Annotated in this window: 22 protein-coding genes; 8 read left to right on the top strand and 14 right to left on the bottom strand. The window is 47.2% G+C overall.

All coding sequences use genetic code 11. The features are described 5' to 3' along the window. Window positions 1-20: 20 nt before the first annotated feature. The gene (locus KNO90_RS11970; RefSeq protein WP_251125863.1) at window positions 21-503 is read right to left on the bottom strand and encodes a hypothetical protein; all 483 of its coding nucleotides are present in this window, start codon (window positions 501-503) and stop codon (window positions 21-23) included. Then, on the bottom strand, window positions 496-771 hold the full coding sequence (locus tag KNO90_RS11965; protein WP_214742680.1) for a 4a-hydroxytetrahydrobiopterin dehydratase: 276 nt from the start codon (window positions 769-771) through the stop codon (window positions 496-498). The genes KNO90_RS11970 and KNO90_RS11965 overlap by 8 nt, the downstream gene beginning before the upstream one ends. A 140-nt stretch (window positions 772-911) precedes the next feature. Between KNO90_RS11965 and KNO90_RS11960 the strand changes: the two genes are divergently transcribed. Together KNO90_RS11960 and KNO90_RS11955 are read left to right on the top strand one after the other, a co-directional pair. Next, window positions 912-1,445: a cysteine hydrolase family protein gene (locus KNO90_RS11960; RefSeq protein WP_214742679.1), complete on the top strand. Its 534-nt coding sequence runs from the start codon at window positions 912-914 to the stop codon at window positions 1,443-1,445. Between the two features lie 22 nt (window positions 1,446-1,467). After that, window positions 1,468-2,913, top strand: coding sequence for a nicotinate phosphoribosyltransferase (locus tag KNO90_RS11955; protein ID WP_215113675.1), 1,446 nt, complete (start codon window positions 1,468-1,470; stop codon window positions 2,911-2,913). Window positions 2,914-2,946: 33 nt separating this feature from the next. Here the strand turns inward: KNO90_RS11955 and KNO90_RS11950 are convergent, their stop codons facing one another. Then, window positions 2,947-3,249: a 7TM diverse intracellular signaling domain-containing protein gene (locus KNO90_RS11950; protein WP_214742677.1), complete on the bottom strand. Its 303-nt coding sequence runs from the start codon at window positions 3,247-3,249 to the stop codon at window positions 2,947-2,949. A 112-nt stretch (window positions 3,250-3,361) separates the two neighbouring features. Between KNO90_RS11950 and KNO90_RS11945 the strand changes: the two genes are divergently transcribed. Beyond that, window positions 3,362-3,835 (top strand): YwpF-like family protein, encoded by a 474-nt coding sequence (locus KNO90_RS11945; RefSeq protein ID WP_214742676.1) that lies wholly within the window; start codon window positions 3,362-3,364, stop codon window positions 3,833-3,835. A gap of 75 nt (window positions 3,836-3,910) precedes the next feature. On the opposite strand, the gene KNO90_RS11940 is transcribed toward KNO90_RS11945, so the two are convergent. The 3 genes from KNO90_RS11940 to KNO90_RS11930 all read right to left on the bottom strand — a co-directional run bounded on the left by KNO90_RS11940 (window position 3,911) and on the right by KNO90_RS11930 (window position 5,996). Next, a complete protein-coding gene (locus KNO90_RS11940; protein ID WP_215113674.1) occupies window positions 3,911-4,387 on the bottom strand; it encodes a DUF456 domain-containing protein in 477 nt (158 codons plus the stop codon). A gap of 10 nt (window positions 4,388-4,397) precedes the next feature. After that, complete coding sequence (locus KNO90_RS11935) at window positions 4,398-4,997, bottom strand: histidine phosphatase family protein (RefSeq protein ID WP_215113673.1); 600 nt, start codon at window positions 4,995-4,997, stop codon at window positions 4,398-4,400. Between the two features lie 63 nt (window positions 4,998-5,060). Further along, window positions 5,061-5,996 (bottom strand): alpha/beta hydrolase, encoded by a 936-nt coding sequence (locus tag KNO90_RS11930; RefSeq protein ID WP_215113672.1) that lies wholly within the window; start codon window positions 5,994-5,996, stop codon window positions 5,061-5,063. A gap of 173 nt (window positions 5,997-6,169) precedes the next feature. Here KNO90_RS11930 and KNO90_RS11925 point away from each other — a divergent pair, with 173 nt between their 5' ends. Further along, window positions 6,170-7,147 carry a metal ABC transporter solute-binding protein, Zn/Mn family gene (locus KNO90_RS11925; RefSeq protein WP_215113671.1) on the top strand — a complete coding sequence of 326 codons (978 nt, stop codon included), beginning with the start codon at window positions 6,170-6,172 and terminating at the stop codon, window positions 7,145-7,147. 38 nt (window positions 7,148-7,185) lie between these two features. Here KNO90_RS11925 and KNO90_RS11920 read toward each other — a convergent pair whose 3' ends face one another. The 5 genes from KNO90_RS11920 to KNO90_RS11900 form a co-directional block, all read right to left on the bottom strand. Continuing rightward, window positions 7,186-7,632, bottom strand: coding sequence for a hypothetical protein (locus KNO90_RS11920; protein ID WP_215113670.1), 447 nt, complete (start codon window positions 7,630-7,632; stop codon window positions 7,186-7,188). Window positions 7,633-7,685: 53 nt separating this feature from the next. Then, the gene (locus KNO90_RS11915) at window positions 7,686-8,141 is read right to left on the bottom strand and encodes a hypothetical protein (protein WP_214742671.1); all 456 of its coding nucleotides are present in this window, start codon (window positions 8,139-8,141) and stop codon (window positions 7,686-7,688) included. An 84-nt stretch (window positions 8,142-8,225) separates the two neighbouring features. Continuing rightward, the gene (locus tag KNO90_RS11910; RefSeq protein WP_214742670.1) at window positions 8,226-9,671 is read right to left on the bottom strand and encodes an alanine/glycine:cation symporter family protein; all 1,446 of its coding nucleotides are present in this window, start codon (window positions 9,669-9,671) and stop codon (window positions 8,226-8,228) included. A gap of 190 nt (window positions 9,672-9,861) precedes the next feature. After that, window positions 9,862-12,327 (bottom strand): CoA-disulfide reductase, encoded by a 2,466-nt coding sequence (locus KNO90_RS11905; RefSeq protein ID WP_215113669.1) that lies wholly within the window; start codon window positions 12,325-12,327, stop codon window positions 9,862-9,864. Beyond that, complete coding sequence (locus KNO90_RS11900; RefSeq protein WP_214742668.1) at window positions 12,324-12,629, bottom strand: rhodanese-like domain-containing protein; 306 nt, start codon at window positions 12,627-12,629, stop codon at window positions 12,324-12,326. The genes KNO90_RS11905 and KNO90_RS11900 overlap by 4 nt, the downstream gene beginning before the upstream one ends. A gap of 276 nt (window positions 12,630-12,905) precedes the next feature. On the opposite strand from KNO90_RS11900, the gene KNO90_RS11895 reads away from it, so the two are divergent. The 3 genes from KNO90_RS11895 (at window position 12,906) to KNO90_RS11885 (ending at window position 14,709) form a co-directional block, all read left to right on the top strand. Further along, window positions 12,906-13,172, top strand: a complete 267-nt coding sequence (locus KNO90_RS11895; protein WP_214742667.1) for a metal-sensitive transcriptional regulator — start codon at window positions 12,906-12,908, stop codon at window positions 13,170-13,172. 67 nt (window positions 13,173-13,239) lie between these two features. Then, window positions 13,240-13,671 (top strand): type III secretion system chaperone family protein, encoded by a 432-nt coding sequence (locus KNO90_RS11890; protein ID WP_015880528.1) that lies wholly within the window; start codon window positions 13,240-13,242, stop codon window positions 13,669-13,671. A gap of 90 nt (window positions 13,672-13,761) precedes the next feature. Continuing rightward, a complete protein-coding gene (locus tag KNO90_RS11885; protein ID WP_214742666.1) occupies window positions 13,762-14,709 on the top strand; it encodes a DUF4003 domain-containing protein in 948 nt (315 codons plus the stop codon). On the opposite strand, the gene KNO90_RS11880 is transcribed toward KNO90_RS11885, so the two are convergent. Both KNO90_RS11880 and KNO90_RS11875 read right to left on the bottom strand, forming a co-directional pair. Then, entirely contained in the window at window positions 14,706-15,428 is a 723-nt protein-coding gene (locus tag KNO90_RS11880; protein ID WP_214742665.1) for a YwiC-like family protein, read from the bottom strand. The genes KNO90_RS11885 and KNO90_RS11880 overlap by 4 nt on opposite strands. A gap of 109 nt (window positions 15,429-15,537) precedes the next feature. Further along, window positions 15,538-15,723 carry a hypothetical protein gene (locus KNO90_RS11875; RefSeq protein WP_215113668.1) on the bottom strand — a complete coding sequence of 62 codons (186 nt, stop codon included), beginning with the start codon at window positions 15,721-15,723 and terminating at the stop codon, window positions 15,538-15,540. 140 nt (window positions 15,724-15,863) lie between these two features. Between KNO90_RS11875 and KNO90_RS11870 the strand changes: the two genes are divergently transcribed. Next, entirely contained in the window at window positions 15,864-16,319 is a 456-nt protein-coding gene (locus tag KNO90_RS11870; RefSeq protein WP_215113667.1) for a hypothetical protein, read from the top strand. A gap of 10 nt (window positions 16,320-16,329) precedes the next feature. Here the strand turns inward: KNO90_RS11870 and KNO90_RS11865 are convergent, their stop codons facing one another. Then, entirely contained in the window at window positions 16,330-16,962 is a 633-nt protein-coding gene (locus KNO90_RS11865; RefSeq protein ID WP_215113666.1) for a YitT family protein, read from the bottom strand. Between the last annotated feature and the right edge of the window lie 122 nt (window positions 16,963-17,084).

Below are 17,084 nucleotides of genomic sequence, written 5' to 3'. Positions count from 1 at the left end.
TAACATGACGTTATCTTTTATTATAGATTATCTGACTTACTGACGACATAGTGTTTTATGACAGGACCGGATCCGCGCTGTTCCACGGCCCGTTTCAATCGGTCTTCGAGGATTGCATAATCCGTTGTATCTCGGAATCGCGTCCCCTCGGATGCGAACTGAATGAAGACGACGGCATGATGATCGTCAGGGTCAACGCCTAGCCGGTAAGCCGAGAAGCCTGCATGACCGACGCCAAGCGGCGCTTTTTCGGTCAACAGTTGATGAAACAAAAGAGAACGCGCGTTTTCATCCGCAGGCACATTCGCATACAAGATGTTCCCGTTGTTTTCAAACTGCCCAGACGCCTCTTCAATCTCAAATGTTTTCCCGCTACTAAAAGGAGATTTGTCTCCTTCTGCAAGAAAAATCATTTCAGGTCCGTTCGCCGCAATCACCCCCGGCTTTTGAGCCAACTGATCCGCCACACTACCTGACGCAAAGGTCATAAAGAGTTTAGACAAGTTCCTCACACCCTTTCGCAAGCGTGATGTCTTTCTCTGTAATACCACCTTCGTCATGCGTCGATACGGTCAATGTCACATCGCGATACTCAATCAAAATAGTTGGATGATGATCAAGTGACTCTGCTAAATCTGCCACGAGATGGACAAATTGAATGGCTTCCGGGAACGTTTCTAGCCGATATGTCTTTTGAATCTCCCCATTTACTTCTTCCCAACCGTTTAAACGAGACAGTTCATCTGTCAATTCATTTTGCGAGTATACCATCATCACAATCCCCTTTCCCTATACGTTCTACTCTCTTTTACTACCCACACTAGAGAAAAATAATCTTCCTCGCATGATGTATAATGATTTAGAATGAGGTGGATAACCACCATTTTGAATACGAGAGAGGAGCATCTCCCATGCGTGCATTGATTGTCATTGATTATACATTTGATTTTATCGCAGACAGTGGTCGTTTGACTTGTGGGAAACCCGGGCAAGAGATTGAAGAACGAATCGTCGAATTGATAGGGACGTTCGCAGCGGAGGATTATGTTGTCATCGCGAACGATGTCCATGATGCAGGTGACACATTCCACCCCGAAACAACGTTATTCCCTCCGCACAATATCCGTGGGACAGAGGGTCGTGAATTGTACGGTGCCGTGAAAGAAGCGTCGAAACAAGCAGATCATTGGATTGATAAGACACGTTACAGCGCCTTCGCCGGAACTGATCTTGACCTGCGTCTTCGGGAACGCGGAATCACTGAAGTTCATCTCGTCGGTGTCTGTACAGATATTTGTGTGCTTCACACGGCCGTAGATGCCTACAACCTCGGTTATCAAATCGTCGTCCATGCTGATGCCGTCCAGAGTTTCAATCCGGTCGGACATGAATGGGCGCTCGAACATTTCGTCACGACACTCGGTGCGACCGTCGTCGGAAAGTGACGTAAAACAGAAAGGAAACCATATGTTACATCGTAATTTAGCACTTCACACGGATCTCTATCTTCCACGCTGGATGTATATCTACTGGAAGCAAGGTCGCCATAATGAACAGGTCGTCTTTGACCTTTACTATCGTTCAAATCCGTTTAGCGGCGGTTATGTCGTCTTTGCCGGACTCGAGAACATCGTTCACTATTTAGAGAACGTCTCGTTCACAGAAGAAGATATCGCCTACTTGAAACAACAACTCGGGTTCGAAGATGAATTCGAAGACGTCTTACGAAACTTTAAGTTCACTGGTTCACTATATAGTGTCCGTGAAGGAGAAGTCATCTTCCCACACGAACAAGTCGTTCGAATCGAATCGACCATCTTTGAAGCAAAATTGTTCCAAACAGCGCTGCTCAATATCGCGAACCACGAATCCCTCATCGCCACGAAGTATGCTCGAATTCGTCAAGCCGCACCGAACGAGACATTGCTCGAGGGCGGTGCACGCCGTGCGCAAGGTGTCGATGCCGCTTATTACGGGACACGCGCCGCGTATATCGCCGGTTTCGACGTGACGAGTCTCGTCTCTGCCGGACGTGATTTCGATGTTCCGACAGGGGGAACGATGGAACATGCGGATATTCAATTCCATGACGATGAATTGAGCGCATTCCGTTCGTTCGCCGAGATGTATCCGGATAACACAAGTCTCCTCATCGACACGTATGACACACTCAAGTCCGGTCTTCCGAACGCGATTACGGTCGCGAAAGAATTAGAGGCGAAAGGCCATCGTCTCAAGTCAGTACGCCTCGACTCCGGAGACCTCGCCTACCTATCGAAACGTGCTCGGAAGGCGTTGAATGAAGCAGGACTTGACTACGTCAAAATCGTCGTCTCTGGTGATTTGGATGAGTATGTCATCCAAGACTTACGGATGCAAGGCGCTGAAGCCGATACGTTCCTTGTTGGGACGCGCGGCATCACAGCCTACGAACAACCTGCACTCGGGATGGTATATAAATTGGTCGCACGCGAGGATGAGTCCGGAGAACTGAAACCGGTCATCAAAGTGTCTTCTTCCAAAGTGAAGACGACGACACCTCACAAGAAAGAGTTGTATCGCATCATCGACAACGAAACGAAAAAGTTCAAAGGCGACTATATCGCCCTCGCTGATGAACTGGTCGAATCGTACACCGAGATTGACTTGATCGATGTCCGTGACCCGGCCTTCAAGATCAAGACACGCAACTTCAACGTGAAACGCTTGTTGCAACCAATCTTCCTTGACGGAAAACGGGTATACGATCTTCCTAGCACGAGTGAGATTCGTACGTATCATCACGAACAGATGAACGGACTGTGGGAAGAGTATAAGCGTCTCCGTTTGCCAGAAGTGTATTCAGTGACGTTCAGTAAGCCTCTATGGGACTTAAAGCTCGATATGATTCGCAAGACGCGAGTACCGAAATAAAAAAAGTTGTGGGTGCGTAACCCACAACTTTTTTTATACCATTGTCATCTCGCCTGCTTGGCTTTGATCTTCTTTTCTCCGAAAGTAAAGCGCCATCGATAAAGAGAGCAATATCAAGACAAAATAGACAGTCCGTTGCCAAAACGTCGCTTCGGTGTCTCCTTGGAACAGTGCAATAATATAATCGCTCCCACTGATAAAAAATAATCCGGCAAGCAAGAGAAAGATTCGATAGCCGGCCCGACTCCGCTCCCGTTTCACTTTGAAGAAAAGGACACCATAATAGACGATTGCGAGAATCGTCATATACCCGATTACGCCAACAACCCAACTCATCTTGATGCCTCCCTCACTCTCTATTTTCTGTTTCTTCCTCGTTATCTTAACACATTCTATTCAACAGACTATGTTAAGATGGTCTAAAGAAAACGCGGAAAGGAACGATCCTATGAAAACGTTTCGCCTCGTCCAAGTCCGTCTCGTTCAAGACGAGTACGGCAATGAACTGAATTTACCAATCGATTTGCTAGACGGCTTGATCATCTCGAAAGAGCACGATTCGGAATGGCTACTCGAAATGCTTGTCCCAACCGAATCCGCCGTTACGCTCCACCACTACTTAAACAAACGAATTCTTATCCTTGCTGAAGCGGTCATTACATCCCCAACGAATGCACCGGCCGCACTCGCGCTGACGTTCACAAGCGAGCGAGCTCTAAACGATCATCACACGTTCGTCGCCGAAGGACTCATGTTGATGCCGAAACAGGATGCGACGAAACAAGTGCTCGACTCCTTGATTCAAGAAGGGGTCGCCACCTCAAGTTTGAAGCCGGCCTTCTTCGAAAAGAAAGTCGAGATGCAACAAACGTTCAGTCGCTCCGCCTTCAATCAATTGGTGAAAACCGGGTCATTCGAATAATCGAGTGACCCTCTTTTTTCTTTCCCCAAAATGGTTCACTCCTCAAACAAAAAAGACGGAGAGCAATACTCCGCCTCAAATGTAAATAAAGAACAAGATGACCATCATCGTCATTCCAATCACTTTTAAAAGCGTGCTACCGAGAAACGCGAGCACTGTTCCGACACCGATACTCCATGCCTCACGTGTCGTCTTCCCTAGCGTCAATTCTGCAAGAAAGGCGAAAATAAACGGGAAGATGAGCACTCCGACGAGCGGAAAAATAAACGGTCCAGCAATCAAGCCAATCGTCGCTCCCCATTTCGCTCGTTCTGACCCCCCTCGTTTATCCACTGTGGCTCGAGTGACAACGTAGTCCACTACAAACAAGAAAATGAGGAAAACAATTTGCCATACCCAAAATGTCCACGTTAACGGTTCAAATGAAAAACCGAACCCGTAAATCATATATCCGATGAACAAGAATAGCACACTTGGGATGACCGGATAAATGAGTCCGGCAAATGCAACAACAAATGACGCGATAATGAGTATCCACAATAAGGTCGTCATGACATTCTCCTTACTTCATCATGGTCGGATCGGTGATGTGATCAGCCACGTTGATGGCCTTTACCTCAAATTGACCATGTCGATAGTTAATATAATTCGAGCAAGCGTTTCGCATCGCTTGACGGAACGTGTAGGTGTCGTCGACAGCAGAGAGCGCCGCTTTGATCGCATGGGAATGGCAGACGACAATGATGCGCATACCTGGATACGTATCCACCAAATCCTTCATCCCATCTAATACACGGGCTCGCATCTCGTCTTCTGTTTCAAGTCCGGGAATACGTTCCTGGTCGTCTGCTTGAACCGCTTCGTAGATTCCTTTTACCGGCTTTCCGGATGCCGCTCCAAATTCACGTTCGATGAAGCGTTCGTCTAGCTGAATCGCTTCATGATCGATTTCACATGCTGTCGCAATCGCTTTTGCGGTATCGACCGCACGCGATAACGGACTCGATACGATGAGGTCCCACTGCTCCTGACTCAAAAAAGCCGCGCTCTCTTCTGCCTGTCGACGTCCGAGTGCATTTAACGGATTGTCTTCACGTCCTTGAATAATTTCTAAACGATTCCAATCGGTCTGACCGTGTCTGACTAAACATAACTCTGTCACTGCTTCCACTCCTTACGATTTCAATCATCCCCCATCGTACCATCTTCCCTAAAAATCGCAACGTCATATGAGGCATTCATCAATAAAACGATTCATGCGTGCCATGAGTTGTTCTTCTTTGATTGGATTGTCCGATTGAAGGAAACTCGCAAGCGAATGGGTTCCGTTTGGAAATGAGATGAGTTGAACGTTCGCGCCGACGTCACTCGCATGTTCGACGAAGTGAAGCGCTTGACCGAACGGGACAATCGGATCTTTCTTCCCATGTAACAGTAGAATCGGCGGGGCATCAGCGTAAAGATGGGAAACCGGAGAACATTTCACCATCAATTCACGCCATTCTTCACGACTCCCCTCGTAGAATTTCAAATGCGCCAGCCAAGTCTGGATAAATTTGAACAACAAAAAGTTTGTCGGTGGATACAGCGCAATGACTCCTTTAATGGTCGGGAGGTCATCACCTAACTCACCCACAAATTGTTTGTGGCGATCCAGTGCGGTCGCGAGCATCAACGCCGCTCCTGCCGAATCACCCCACACGAGCAACTGACTCGTATCGAGCGACAAAATCGATTCATGTTGTTTTAAATAACTGAGGGCATCCGACACATCAAAAATGTTGTCCGGGAAATACACCCCGTCCTCAAACAAACGGTAATCGATACTGACAACGGCGATCCCTTTCCCCAAAAAGTGATCGAGTAACGGATGGAACAATGTCACCATGCTCCGATCCCCTCTTACGAACGCCCCCCCATGTGCATATACAGCTACCGGGAAGGGGCCTTCACCTGGTGGGAGGTACAAATCAAATTGGAGCGGACGATCATGAACAATTTTATACGTATACGTGTGGCGCCGACGTGTGGCCGGTCGAATCGGCAACTCAGGTTCTTGCCATCGGACAAGTGATCCGTACTGACTCCACACGCTAGCCCCGGCTGCCGTTGCTGCGGCAAGCGCCGCACCCCCGACAAACCAGGCAGTCTCCTTTCTCATACAATCCACTCCTCGTTCCTTTTTTTAATCATATTCCCGCTTTTTTCAAAAATCCATCCATCAGAAGTCGGACTTGACGTGCTTTGAACGTCACACTATAATAATATTCGCAGTCATAAAACGTAACAGTTACGATTTAATATTCAGATAATTTGAAAGGTGGACGATGCAAGATGAAGAAGACTTGGTTAGGCGCTGTTGCGGCTGGCACACTTTTGCTTGGTGCGTGTGGGAATACCGAAGGAGACAACGCATCAGAATCAACAGACGAGCAATTGACCGTCTACGCTTCCACATTTGCTTTAAAATCAATGGCCGAAGAAATCGGAGGGGTTCGTGTCAATGTGGAGATGGTCATTCCACCCGGAGCAGACCCACACACATATGAACCAACTTCGAAACAAATGACTCAAATCGCAAAAGCGGATCTCTTTTTGACAATCGGTCATGACCTTGAACCGTATGTCGAGTCTATGGAGAAGAGTTTAGAGGGACAGAACGTCGCCTTTGTTAAAACAGCAGAGGACGTGACGTTGCTTGATGCAGCCGATACGGTCCATGTTCATGAAGAAGACGGTCATGAAGATGATGGTCATTCTGAAGATGAGCACGCTGAAGAAGGACATGACCACGGTCAATATGATCCTCATGTTTGGCTCGATCCAATGAATGCTGTATCGATGGCAGAAGCTGTCGAAGCAGCATTTAGTGAGGAAGCACCCGACTATAAGGATGAATTCGCAGAACGATTGAGCACATTCAAAGACGAAGCGAACGCCCTCGATGCGGAGTTAAAAGCAGCCGTCGAGAACGGTTCGAAGTCCGAGTTACTCGTGACACACGCGGCATACGGTTATTTGGCTGAACGCTATGGTTTCGATCAGTTGCCGATCGCCGGCCTCACACCTTCTGAAGAACCGTCACAGCAAGCCCTCAAACGAATCATCGAAGAGGCGCGTCTTCATGACTTGAACTATATCGCTTTTGAAGATACGGTCACACCGAAAGTGGCCGAGGTCGTGAAACAAGAAATCGGCGCAGAAAGCGTGACGATTTACAACTTGGAATCTGTCACAAAAGAACAAATGGACAAGAGCTATTTTGACTTGATGCGTGAAAACGTCAAGGCACTCGAGACAGCCTTGAAATAATCAAAATCCCGAAACGAATTGATTCGTTTCGGGATTTTTTATGCTTCTACTCGACGGTCTAACGTCTTCATCGTAACGAGAAGCAGGATGAGTAACAATACGATAACACTCATCATCCAGAATTCCCCGTCCATGAAAAGGGATGTCGTCCACTCTCCCGTACTCAATCCTACCCACGCTTGACTGACGCCAACGCTAATCAGTGCGATTATACCGAAACGAACCCATGTCATCTGTGGAACGAACCGTTTGCTGACCAAATAACTATTCAATACTAACAGCGCGACGTAAGCGATCAACAACAAACTCCACGCTGTGTCAAATAGGGCTGGTACCGTCCCACCCATCACCGCATATCCCCATGTCATCAAGAATGTGACAAAGGAGATGAGTGTGATGCGATAAAGCGATTTGATTTTCGTTTGATACGCAAGAAACGGGTTGATGAGAATGCCAAGCCAGATGAGTATGCCGAACACGTCCATGATTGAATCCCCTTTTATCCATTTTTTAACATCATATCATAGGGAACTCACTTTTATTCATAATAAATGAGGACGAGCTCTTCTTGGGACGCGGCCGTCTCACAAAATTGTTGCAACCGGGTCCATTCTTCCCAAATCGTCTCGAATTCATCTTTTGGTACAAGCGCCATATCTTTCACGTCATCTCGCCCGAACGCATGCAGCGTGTCTTTGACGATATGAAGTAACTGCGGGGTCAAGATGCCGACCACGACCGCCTGCGCTTCATTGACGATTAACTCCTCGCCGACGAGCGCCATTTCCATGTTATATGTGTCAGCCCCATCGATATACACCTCAATTTGACTGAGTACACGTTGAAATGGCTCCACATTCGGGAGCGTCAGTGTCTCGTCGCGGTCCCGATATTGCTCATGCATATGAATTAACCAATCTAAAATCATCTCTGGATCTTGATTAAAAGACACCCAAACTTCTGGGGAAACACGTACATAATGCGTCGTCTCCATACATGAACGCCCCCTTTTTATGACATTACCCGTCTTGTATACGTAAAAAAACCGCCTACTTAAATTCGTAGACGGTTCCTTAGATCAAGAACGACTTGTTCCCGTTTGTTGTTCTTCTGTTTCGCTTTCCCAAGCTTCCACATACTCACGACCTGGAAGATTCTCAACTGAATCGACATAGAAGACCGGGTCTTCTCCTTTGCGTCGTTGTGACAAGTAGTCATCGAGAACGGCACGAGCCACTTTCGCTAAGCGGAAGATAGCATATAAGTTCACGAGTGCCATGAGACCCATGAACACGTCAGCAATCGACCAAACGAGTCCAGCAGAACGGACGGCACCAAACAAGACCATTCCGACGACACCGATGCGATAGAGTGTGACGTAGATTTTTTTATCCGAGATGAACTGAATGTTCGTCTCACCGTAGTAATAGTTTCCAAGAATCGAGCTGAAGGCGAACAAGAAGATCGCAATCGTCAAGAACGATGTCGCGACTGAACCAACTTCTGCCGTCAACGCGGCTTGCGTCAATTCGACACCCGCAAACGACTCTGAGCCGGCTACGCCTGAAATCAAGATGATCATCGCTGTCGATGTACAAACGAGCAATGTATCTACGAATACGCTAAACGATTGAATCAATCCTTGTTTGACAGGGTGCGATACTTCTGCTGTCGCAGCGGCGTTCGGTGCAGAACCCATACCCGCTTCGTTCGAGAAGAGACCGCGACGAATCCCTTGAAGTACCATGGCGCCAATCGCTCCTCCGAAGAGTTGCTCGATTCCGAGGACTCCTTCTGAGAAGATGAGGCTGAAGACGTCTGGTAGAAGGGAGACGTTCGTCACCATAATCCAAATCGCGAGTAAGATGTAGCCACCTGCCATGACCGGTACGATGATACTCGACAAGAGTGCGATCGATTGGATCCCACCGAAGACGACAATTGCCGTCACAATCGCAAGGACAATCCCGACGACTGTTGTGCTGATCCCGAACTGGTTACTCACAGAGAGTGAAATCGTGTTCGACTGTACCGAGTTAAACGCAAATCCGAATGAGAACGTGATCAAAATCGCGAACAAGACACCGAGCCAGCGTTGACCGAGCGCACGCTCCATGTAGTAGGCAGGTCCCCCACGCCATGTGCGTCCATCACGAATCTTGTACACTTGTGCCAATGTACTTTCGACAAATGCAGATGCTGCTCCAATCAACGCGATGAGCCACATCCAGAAAACTGCTCCGGGGCCACCTAGCGCAATCGCTGTCGCCACACCGGCAATGTTACCCGTCCCGACACGTGCTGCCGTCCCGATTGCGAACGCCTGGAACGAAGACACTTGGCCTTTTTCACGCTCTGTGCCTTCTTTGAACAAGAGGCGGAACATTTCAGGAATCATGCGGAACTGAACGAAGCCCATACGAACCGTAAAATAAAGACCTAAAGCGACAAGTACAACGATGAGCACTTGCGACCACAACAAATCGTTTGCTTGCGAAACGAGTTTCTCTACCAATTTCTCCATACTAATCCTCCATCATTCTAAAAATCTCAACAGAAAAAGTCATGTCAACTTTTTTAACATGACTTGAATTATAGGTAAATTATACGAAAATTGCAATATTAATTCGTTTTTCAACGTCATCTCGGTTCTTTTGAAAAGCAAAAAAACGAGTCGAAAAGCTTATCGCAATCCGACTCGTTCTATATCTCATTTAGATAAAGAGGTTTAAGTTACCGCCCTCTGCTGCGCCGAGATACGCCGCAACACCACCAAGGTCGACCCCATCAATCAACTCTTCTTCTTTAATGCCCATGACGTCCATCGACATCGTGCAAGCTACCATCTTCACGCCTGCTTCTTGCGCCGACTTGATCATTTCTTCTACAGAAGGAACATTTTTGTCGCTCATGACTTTCTTCATCATTTTTTGACCGACACCACCGAAGTTCATGTTCGAGAGCGGGAGTTCGCCCGCATGCCCTGGCATCATCATGCCGAACATTTTTTCAAGACCTTGTTTCTTCACTTCCGGTGCGTCCGGTTTACGGATGACATTAAGCCCCCAGAATGTGAAGAACATTGTCACTTCTTTCCCCATCGCAGCAGCACCTTGCGCAATAATGAGGGATGCGAGTGCACGGTCGAGATCCCCACTGAAGACGACCATTGACGCACCGTCGCCTACAGGAGCGTCCGCTTGTGGTGCAACCGGACCTTGTCCTTTTTGAAGAATTGCTTCAACGCGTCCGTTGACGAATTGTTTCGAGACAAGCTTGTTGCCCGTCTTTTTCGCCCATGCTTCGATATCGGCGAAAAATCCTGGATCACTTGCGAGGACGCGAAGCGTTTCGCCTTCCCCGAGTTCTGCAACTTTTTTATTCACTTCTAAAATTGGTCCCGGGCATTGTAGACCACATGTGTCTAACACGACCGCCTCGCCGATTGGAGCATTCGTCATTTGGGTTGGTTCCTCCTCTACAACGGTAGCCGCTGTTTCATTTGATGCGTTCGCTTCTTCAAGCGCCTCGAAATCACGATTGATCTGTGACCACGTTTTGTAGCCACCGCTCAAGTTTTTCACCTTGAAGCCGTTTTGGCGCAAGATGCGTGATGCGAGATAACCACGAAGACCCACTTGGCATGTCACATAAATCGTTTCATTCCGGTCATAGTTGTCCAAGTTTTCACGTAATGAGTTCAACGGTACGTTAATTGATCCTGGAATTTTCCCAAGCTCGTGTTCAGATTCATCGCGAACGTCTAGTAACGTCGCTCCATTTTCAACGAGTTCATCAATCTCATCCCAATGTACGACTTCGTTATCACCGAGGACGACGTTCGACGCGACATATCCAATCATGTTGACCGGATCTTTCGCCGAGCTGAACGGTGGTGCGTAACTGAGTTCGAGGTCAGGCAGGTCAAGGACAGTCAAACCACCTTTCATCGCTGTCGCAATGACGTCGATGCGCTTGTCGACTCCGTTGATCCCCACACCTTGTGCACCGTAAATTTCACCCGTTGTCGGGTGGAACAAGAGTTTGAGTGACACAGGCGTCGATCCCGGATAATATCCTGCATGCGAACCTGGGTGCACGTGGACAGCTTCATACGTCTTACCAGCCGCTTTCAAACGTTTTTCATTCCATCCTGTCGATGCGACAGTCATATCAAATACTTTGGCGATTCCCGTTCCCATCGTTCCGTTATACTTCACGTCACGACCGTTAATGATATCAGCAACGAGACGACCTTGACGGTTCGCTGGCCATGCGAGTGGCACGACAGTTGGCTCTTTAAAGACGTAGTCGAGTACTTCGACCGCATCTCCGATTGCGTAAATATTCGGGTCTGATGTGAGCATTTTTTCATTCACGCGAATCGCGCCGCGCGTACCTGTTTCAAGACCTGCTTCACGCGCAATCGTCGACTCTGGTGTGACACCGATTGACATGATGACCATGTCTGTATCGATGACGCGACCGCTCGTCAAATGTACTTTCTTCCCTTTTTCAGAGAATGAAGAAACACCGTCTGACAGTTGAAGTTCGACGCCGTGCAGACGTAAATGTTCATGAATCGGTGCGACCATTTCACGGTCGAGTGGCGTCATGACTTGATCTGCCATCTCGACGAGTGTCACGTCAACGCCGCGTTCTCGTAAGTTTTCCGCCATTTCGATTCCGATGAAGCCTCCGCCGATTACCGTTGCATGTTTTGGTGCTCTTTCATCGACGTAACCACGGATTTTGTCTGTGTCCGGAATGTTGCGAAGTGTGAAAATATCTTCTGCCTCGTCGATTCCAGGGATATTCGGACGAATCGGTTTTGCTCCCGGTGAAAGAACGAGAACATCGTACGACTCATCGTATGTTTCGCCTGTTTGGACGTGCTTCACCGTTACCGATTTCTCGTCACGATTGATTTTTACGACTTCCGTCAAGTTGCGGATATCGAGTTGGAAACGTTTGTTCATTCCTTCAACCGTCTGAACGAGCAACTTTTGACGATCTTGGATGACGTCCCCGATATAGTATGGAAGACCACAGTTCGCAAATGAAATATATTCTCCACGGTCAAACATGACAATTTCATTTTCTTCATTTAAACGACGAAGACGTGCCGCTGCAGATGCACCACCAGCTACTCCACCAACGATTACGATTTTCTTGCTCATTGTCCATTTCCTCCTCTGACAACTTCTCCTGGCCAACTCATTAAACCATCTTCTATATTGACCACTTTATAGCCTTTCGCCTCCATTTGCCAAGTCGCTTGCGTGCTTCGTGCACCAGAGCGGCAAAGAACGACATATTCTTCAGTTGGATCGAGTGTGTCAATCCACGTTGTGATTTCTGATAACGGATAGTTTTTGGCACCTTCGATATGCGCTTCTTGAAACTCGTCACGTTCTCGAACGTCGACGATATTTACAGGCACTTCAAAGTCCATTTGACGTTTTAAAGCAGACGCTTTCATCGTTAATCTACCTTCCTTTTTCGATTCAATCTATACCATTCGGCTTGGTAGCTGGCGTTCAACAAGTTTGTGATTTGTTGAACATTTCGCTTCCACGTCATTAATATACCCCCTTAGGTATGCAATTGCAAGAAATAAGTTTGACGAAATATAGAATATTTTATTCTAGTCTTCTCAAGTAGTTGATGCTCGACACATACTCCCCCATGTATTAAGATGAGCCTACATATTAAATAGTTGGGTAACTGAACAATTTTTACTATAGAGGTGAAGGACATGGAACAATATCAATACGATCCGAAGGTATTGAATCGCATGAAACGGGTAGAAGGACAAATTCGAGCCATCATCCGCATGATGGAGGAAGGAAAGGAATGTCGTGATGTCGTGACGCAACTGAGCGCCGCACGCTCCGCACTCGATCGCGCGTCTACGATCATCGTGGCCAAGAACTTAGAGCAATGTATCATCACAGCACAAGCAGGTGGCGAAGATACATCCGAAACGGTAGAAGAAGCTATTAAAATGTTGATGAAACGCTAGTTCCCCTTGCTTTCCCTGCCCAAATGGGGGAAAGTTAGAGTAACGACTTACTAAGGGGGATTTCCTTGTGAACTTCGAAGAAAAAGTAGAATCATTTAGAGCGCTTGCCGCTGAACGCAACATGACGTTCAAAGAAAGCGACACTGAAACGCACGTCACGTTTTTGACGCGTGAAACAACAAAATCCGGGGCTCAGCCCGTTATGATTATCGCTTTTAACAAAAAGACGACAGACGCTGAGTTGTACGCTGCTACCGTCACGCACGTCCCAGACTATGTAGAAGACTTACCGATTCTCAATGCCTTGAACGAGTTCAACCAGGAGTTCAAGTACTTCCGTTGCGTACTCGACAGCGATCGCGATGTCACACTCGCATCGACACTCGACCTTGACCTCGGTTTCTCACCAGAAATCATCTTGCAACATTCATTCATGATGTTCCAAGCGGCAGATGAAGTGAACGAGTACATGCAAAAATTGTATACACAAGTACAATAATGAAAAGCCGTCCGGAATTTTTTCCGGACGGCTTTTTTTGAAACATCTTTTCACCCCAATTCGTATAGCTAACCGAGGAGGCGATTCGATATGACACGATATGAACGCTATGTAGAGGCACTAGACGCCATCAAGGCAGCAACGAAATGGGAACTGACGGATGACTTCCGGCGCTTGATGGCCATTCATTATGCGATTCACGACACCCCGTTCGAAGCATCTCGATTTTCGAACGCACGCGATGTATTAAAGCAAAAAACGAAGATGTTCTCGAAATTTCGAGGCAGTCAAAACCTCGTCTGGCTCTCGTTTCTCGATGCCAAATACGAGGACATCGAGACCGCAATCGACGAGGTGCTCCGACTCGATACGTTACTCGACCGGAAACATTTCCGTTTCAGCTCTCTACGCCCTTTTTTAGCAAATCAACTGATCAATGTAGATGAACCCGACCGTCGTCTCGATGAGGCGACCGAACTATATCAAACGTTTAAACAACATCATCCTTGGTTGACGAGCGAGGAAGACTTGTTGTCGGCGCTCGTGCTCGTGCAAGCGTTTGACGATGTCATCGATTTAAACGAACGGATCGAGCAGCATTATACCTTATTGAAAGATCGGCTACCGAAGTCAAACGAACTGCAACTCGTCTCGCACCTCTTGACGTTTAGCGAGTCCTCACCCGAAGAAGCAGTTTCTCGACTTCTGACATGGAAGTCTCAATTAGATGAAGTGCATATCTCGATTCGTCGTGAACACTTGCCCGCACTCGCACTACTTAGCATCGTGACGGAACCGAATACGAGTACCTTGCACGCCGTTCAAGAAATCGTGGATACCGAAAAGGACAAACAGCGTTGGTTTAATACGCATAGCGTTCTAGTTGCGCTTCAACTCGTAGCGGCCGAACGCATAACGAGCGAGGCGAGTGACTTATTGCTACATGGTACGTTCGCCCACTTATTGGCGATGCAACAAGCGGCGACCGCTGCTACGACTGCTGCCGTCATCGCGAGTACTTCATCATCTACAAACTAAATCAGGAGATATGTCGCGAGCCACGTTAATACAAAAATCGAGTTAGCAATTTCCACAATCCCAATCTTCATGATTGGGATCTTTTTGCCGTAGAACCAAACAGCGCGTACCAGGCTTGGTGCATAAGCCAATGCGAGTAGAGGATAACCTAGTGTAATGAAAACGATGATTAGTAACATATGATACCCCCACGAAAGGTTTCGATACGTGAGGCTCTGCTTTTCACGGATCATCGTCTTGACGAAAAAGATGCTTCCGAGGAAATAGAGGTATGGTAAAACGAATACCCATATAATCGTTTCATCAAAGACGTGTGTTCCGTGGTAATAACTCGCCATTCCTCCGATACAGAATGACGTGACGGCACTGACGTCGTTCCACACGTTTCGCTCATCTTTGATTTTGGCAAAGTAGGCGTTCACGAGACCGAATGGAATCATCGCAAAAGCGAACCAGATGAGACTCCATTGCATCCATAGGACTGGAATGATGGATAATGTAGCAATCATCAGATAGATCATCACTGTGCGTAAAAGCTCACGCGATTTCTTACGTTGTTTGATGTATTGGAACAAGAAGAATGTTCCCATATAAACAAATAGCCATGCAATGGCAAAAGGCATATGTGTCCACGTCCATCCTCCGACCGTTCCTCCAAGAACGAACGGCAAAATGAGCATCGACCATGCCCCATGTTGTGTTGGAATCATCCATTTCATCACCTATCACTCCTTCATCCACTAGTGTAATGGATGGTGATAGCATGCGCTGTGAGGTTTAGCACAAATAACGAAAAAGAAAAATAGGTAGCCTCAGCCACCTATCTCATCACATTGCCTGTTTCTTATTTTTTGCATAGTTTGTCACGTATACAACTCCGATGACAGATAACGTCAAGATTGCAAGACCGTTCACCAACGTCTTGAGCGTGTGTAGCCCATCAACGTTGTTCACGACCATCACTGCTATAAGCAACACGAGGATACTAAAGTTTACGATATTTCGATTTTTCATAAGATGCACCTCTCATTTCTAGTCATCCTCCATGATATCATCATCAGTGAATAAAAAGTTATTTTTTGTATGTTTTAACCAAATACCTCATTTATACTAAATGAAAATGTATAAATTGTTCAGTGAGGTGAAATTCGATCATGTTTTTACTGCCACAAGATCGAAAGGGTCGTTTTATCTTCAAGTGTATCCTCGGCATGAGTCTCCTTCTACTTTTTATCGGACGAAGCGAAGTCCCTCTACCCATTCACGCAACGACTTCTTTCGTCCCATTCGAGATTCAAAGCCCCACGCAGCTACCTTTTGTCACTAATAGCGAGTATGCTCATCTCGTCAGCTTAGGTCGGGTCGAACTCGTTTATGAAAATGATGAACAGTCTATTACCGTATGGGCCACGACTGAACTAGGATGGCACCATACTGAAACGTGGGAAGCATATGCTCAAACCATTCAAGGTTCTCCTGTCTACATCAATGAGTCCGATGAACTCACCATTCTCAGCTGGCAACGAGATGGCGTCGAATATGCAATCGACTACAAAGGAAATCAACTTTCGAAACAAGACTTGTTTGACATTGCGGCTTCGATGAACTAAAAAAACGATCTCACGCGAGATCGTTTTTTGGTGTCCAATTTGGTACGACAGGTGTCGCTTTCGGCTCATCGACGACGAGCATTTTTGTAACGACCCGTCCGGCGATTGAGACCGCAAGAAGTGTATAGAGCGCATTCGATAATGGTAAATAAATGAGTGAGATTGCAAGGACACTCACATCAAAAATAATCAAAATCGTACCGACCGACACACCTGTCCACTTCGATAGACCTAGGGCGAATAAATCGTCGCCTCCGGTTGCCGCACCTGACTTCAAGACGAGACCGAGACCATATCCGGTCACAATCCCACTGGCAATCGCAGCGAACAACGTCGCTGGCCACACTTGAATATCAAACGTGAGCAAGTCGAGACGGTCCCACATCGCATAACTGAGCGACAAGGACGAAGCGGCTAGTACCGCTTGCCCGACAAAACGCCATCCTTTCCACCACAAAGCGACGATAAAGAATGGGATGTCGAGCACGATCATCGAAATCGCTGGGTCGATATCAAATAAATAACGACCGAGTAGCGATAATCCGACGAACCCGCCTTCCGCCAAACCAAACTGTTCATTCAAATAATAATAACCGAACGCCATGATCAGCGTTCCGAGCACTATGGTAGCAACTCGTTTCATTCCGATTGTCCTCCCCGTTCTTGACGGAGAGGAGGATCCTCAGTCGTAGCCGCGGTTCCATCTGTTCCATCTCCGATCTTCCGTTTGTTGATTGATACACGTGTAGGTGATCAGTCAACGCT

It is taken from the genome of Exiguobacterium sp. s63 (genome assembly GCF_018617335.1).
Classification (GTDB): domain Bacteria; phylum Bacillota; class Bacilli; order Exiguobacteriales; family Exiguobacteriaceae; genus Exiguobacterium.
This window is presented reverse-complemented; position numbering and strand designations above follow the sequence as displayed.

Bases quoted from the DNA above. Each gene is read 5' to 3' on its own strand.
- KNO90_RS11965 (WP_214742680.1), bottom strand. From the start codon at position 771: ATGGTATACTCGCAAAATGAATTGACAGATGAACTGTCTCGTTTAAAC.
- KNO90_RS11960 (WP_214742679.1), top strand. From the start codon at position 912: ATGCGTGCATTGATTGTCATTGATTATACATTTGATTTTATCGCAGAC.
- KNO90_RS11955 (WP_215113675.1), top strand. From the start codon at position 1,468: ATGTTACATCGTAATTTAGCACTTCACACGGATCTCTATCTTCCACGC.
- KNO90_RS11950 (WP_214742677.1), bottom strand. From the start codon at position 3,249: ATGAGTTGGGTTGTTGGCGTAATCGGGTATATGACGATTCTCGCAATC.
- KNO90_RS11945 (WP_214742676.1), top strand. From the start codon at position 3,362: ATGAAAACGTTTCGCCTCGTCCAAGTCCGTCTCGTTCAAGACGAGTAC.
- KNO90_RS11940 (WP_215113674.1), bottom strand. From the start codon at position 4,387: ATGACGACCTTATTGTGGATACTCATTATCGCGTCATTTGTTGTTGCA.
- KNO90_RS11930 (WP_215113672.1), bottom strand. From the start codon at position 5,996: ATGAGAAAGGAGACTGCCTGGTTTGTCGGGGGTGCGGCGCTTGCCGCA.
- KNO90_RS11925 (WP_215113671.1), top strand. From the start codon at position 6,170: ATGAAGAAGACTTGGTTAGGCGCTGTTGCGGCTGGCACACTTTTGCTT.
- KNO90_RS11920 (WP_215113670.1), bottom strand. From the start codon at position 7,632: ATGGACGTGTTCGGCATACTCATCTGGCTTGGCATTCTCATCAACCCG.
- KNO90_RS11915 (WP_214742671.1), bottom strand. From the start codon at position 8,141: ATGGAGACGACGCATTATGTACGTGTTTCCCCAGAAGTTTGGGTGTCT.
- KNO90_RS11910 (WP_214742670.1), bottom strand. From the start codon at position 9,671: ATGGAGAAATTGGTAGAGAAACTCGTTTCGCAAGCAAACGATTTGTTG.
- KNO90_RS11905 (WP_215113669.1), bottom strand. From the start codon at position 12,327: ATGAGCAAGAAAATCGTAATCGTTGGTGGAGTAGCTGGTGGTGCATCT.
- KNO90_RS11900 (WP_214742668.1), bottom strand. From the start codon at position 12,629: ATGAAAGCGTCTGCTTTAAAACGTCAAATGGACTTTGAAGTGCCTGTA.
- KNO90_RS11895 (WP_214742667.1), top strand. From the start codon at position 12,906: ATGGAACAATATCAATACGATCCGAAGGTATTGAATCGCATGAAACGG.
- KNO90_RS11885 (WP_214742666.1), top strand. From the start codon at position 13,762: ATGACACGATATGAACGCTATGTAGAGGCACTAGACGCCATCAAGGCA.
- KNO90_RS11880 (WP_214742665.1), bottom strand. From the start codon at position 15,428: ATGAAATGGATGATTCCAACACAACATGGGGCATGGTCGATGCTCATT.
- KNO90_RS11875 (WP_215113668.1), bottom strand. From the start codon at position 15,723: ATGAAAAATCGAAATATCGTAAACTTTAGTATCCTCGTGTTGCTTATA.
- KNO90_RS11870 (WP_215113667.1), top strand. From the start codon at position 15,864: ATGTTTTTACTGCCACAAGATCGAAAGGGTCGTTTTATCTTCAAGTGT.
- KNO90_RS11865 (WP_215113666.1), bottom strand. From the start codon at position 16,962: ATGAAACGAGTTGCTACCATAGTGCTCGGAACGCTGATCATGGCGTTC.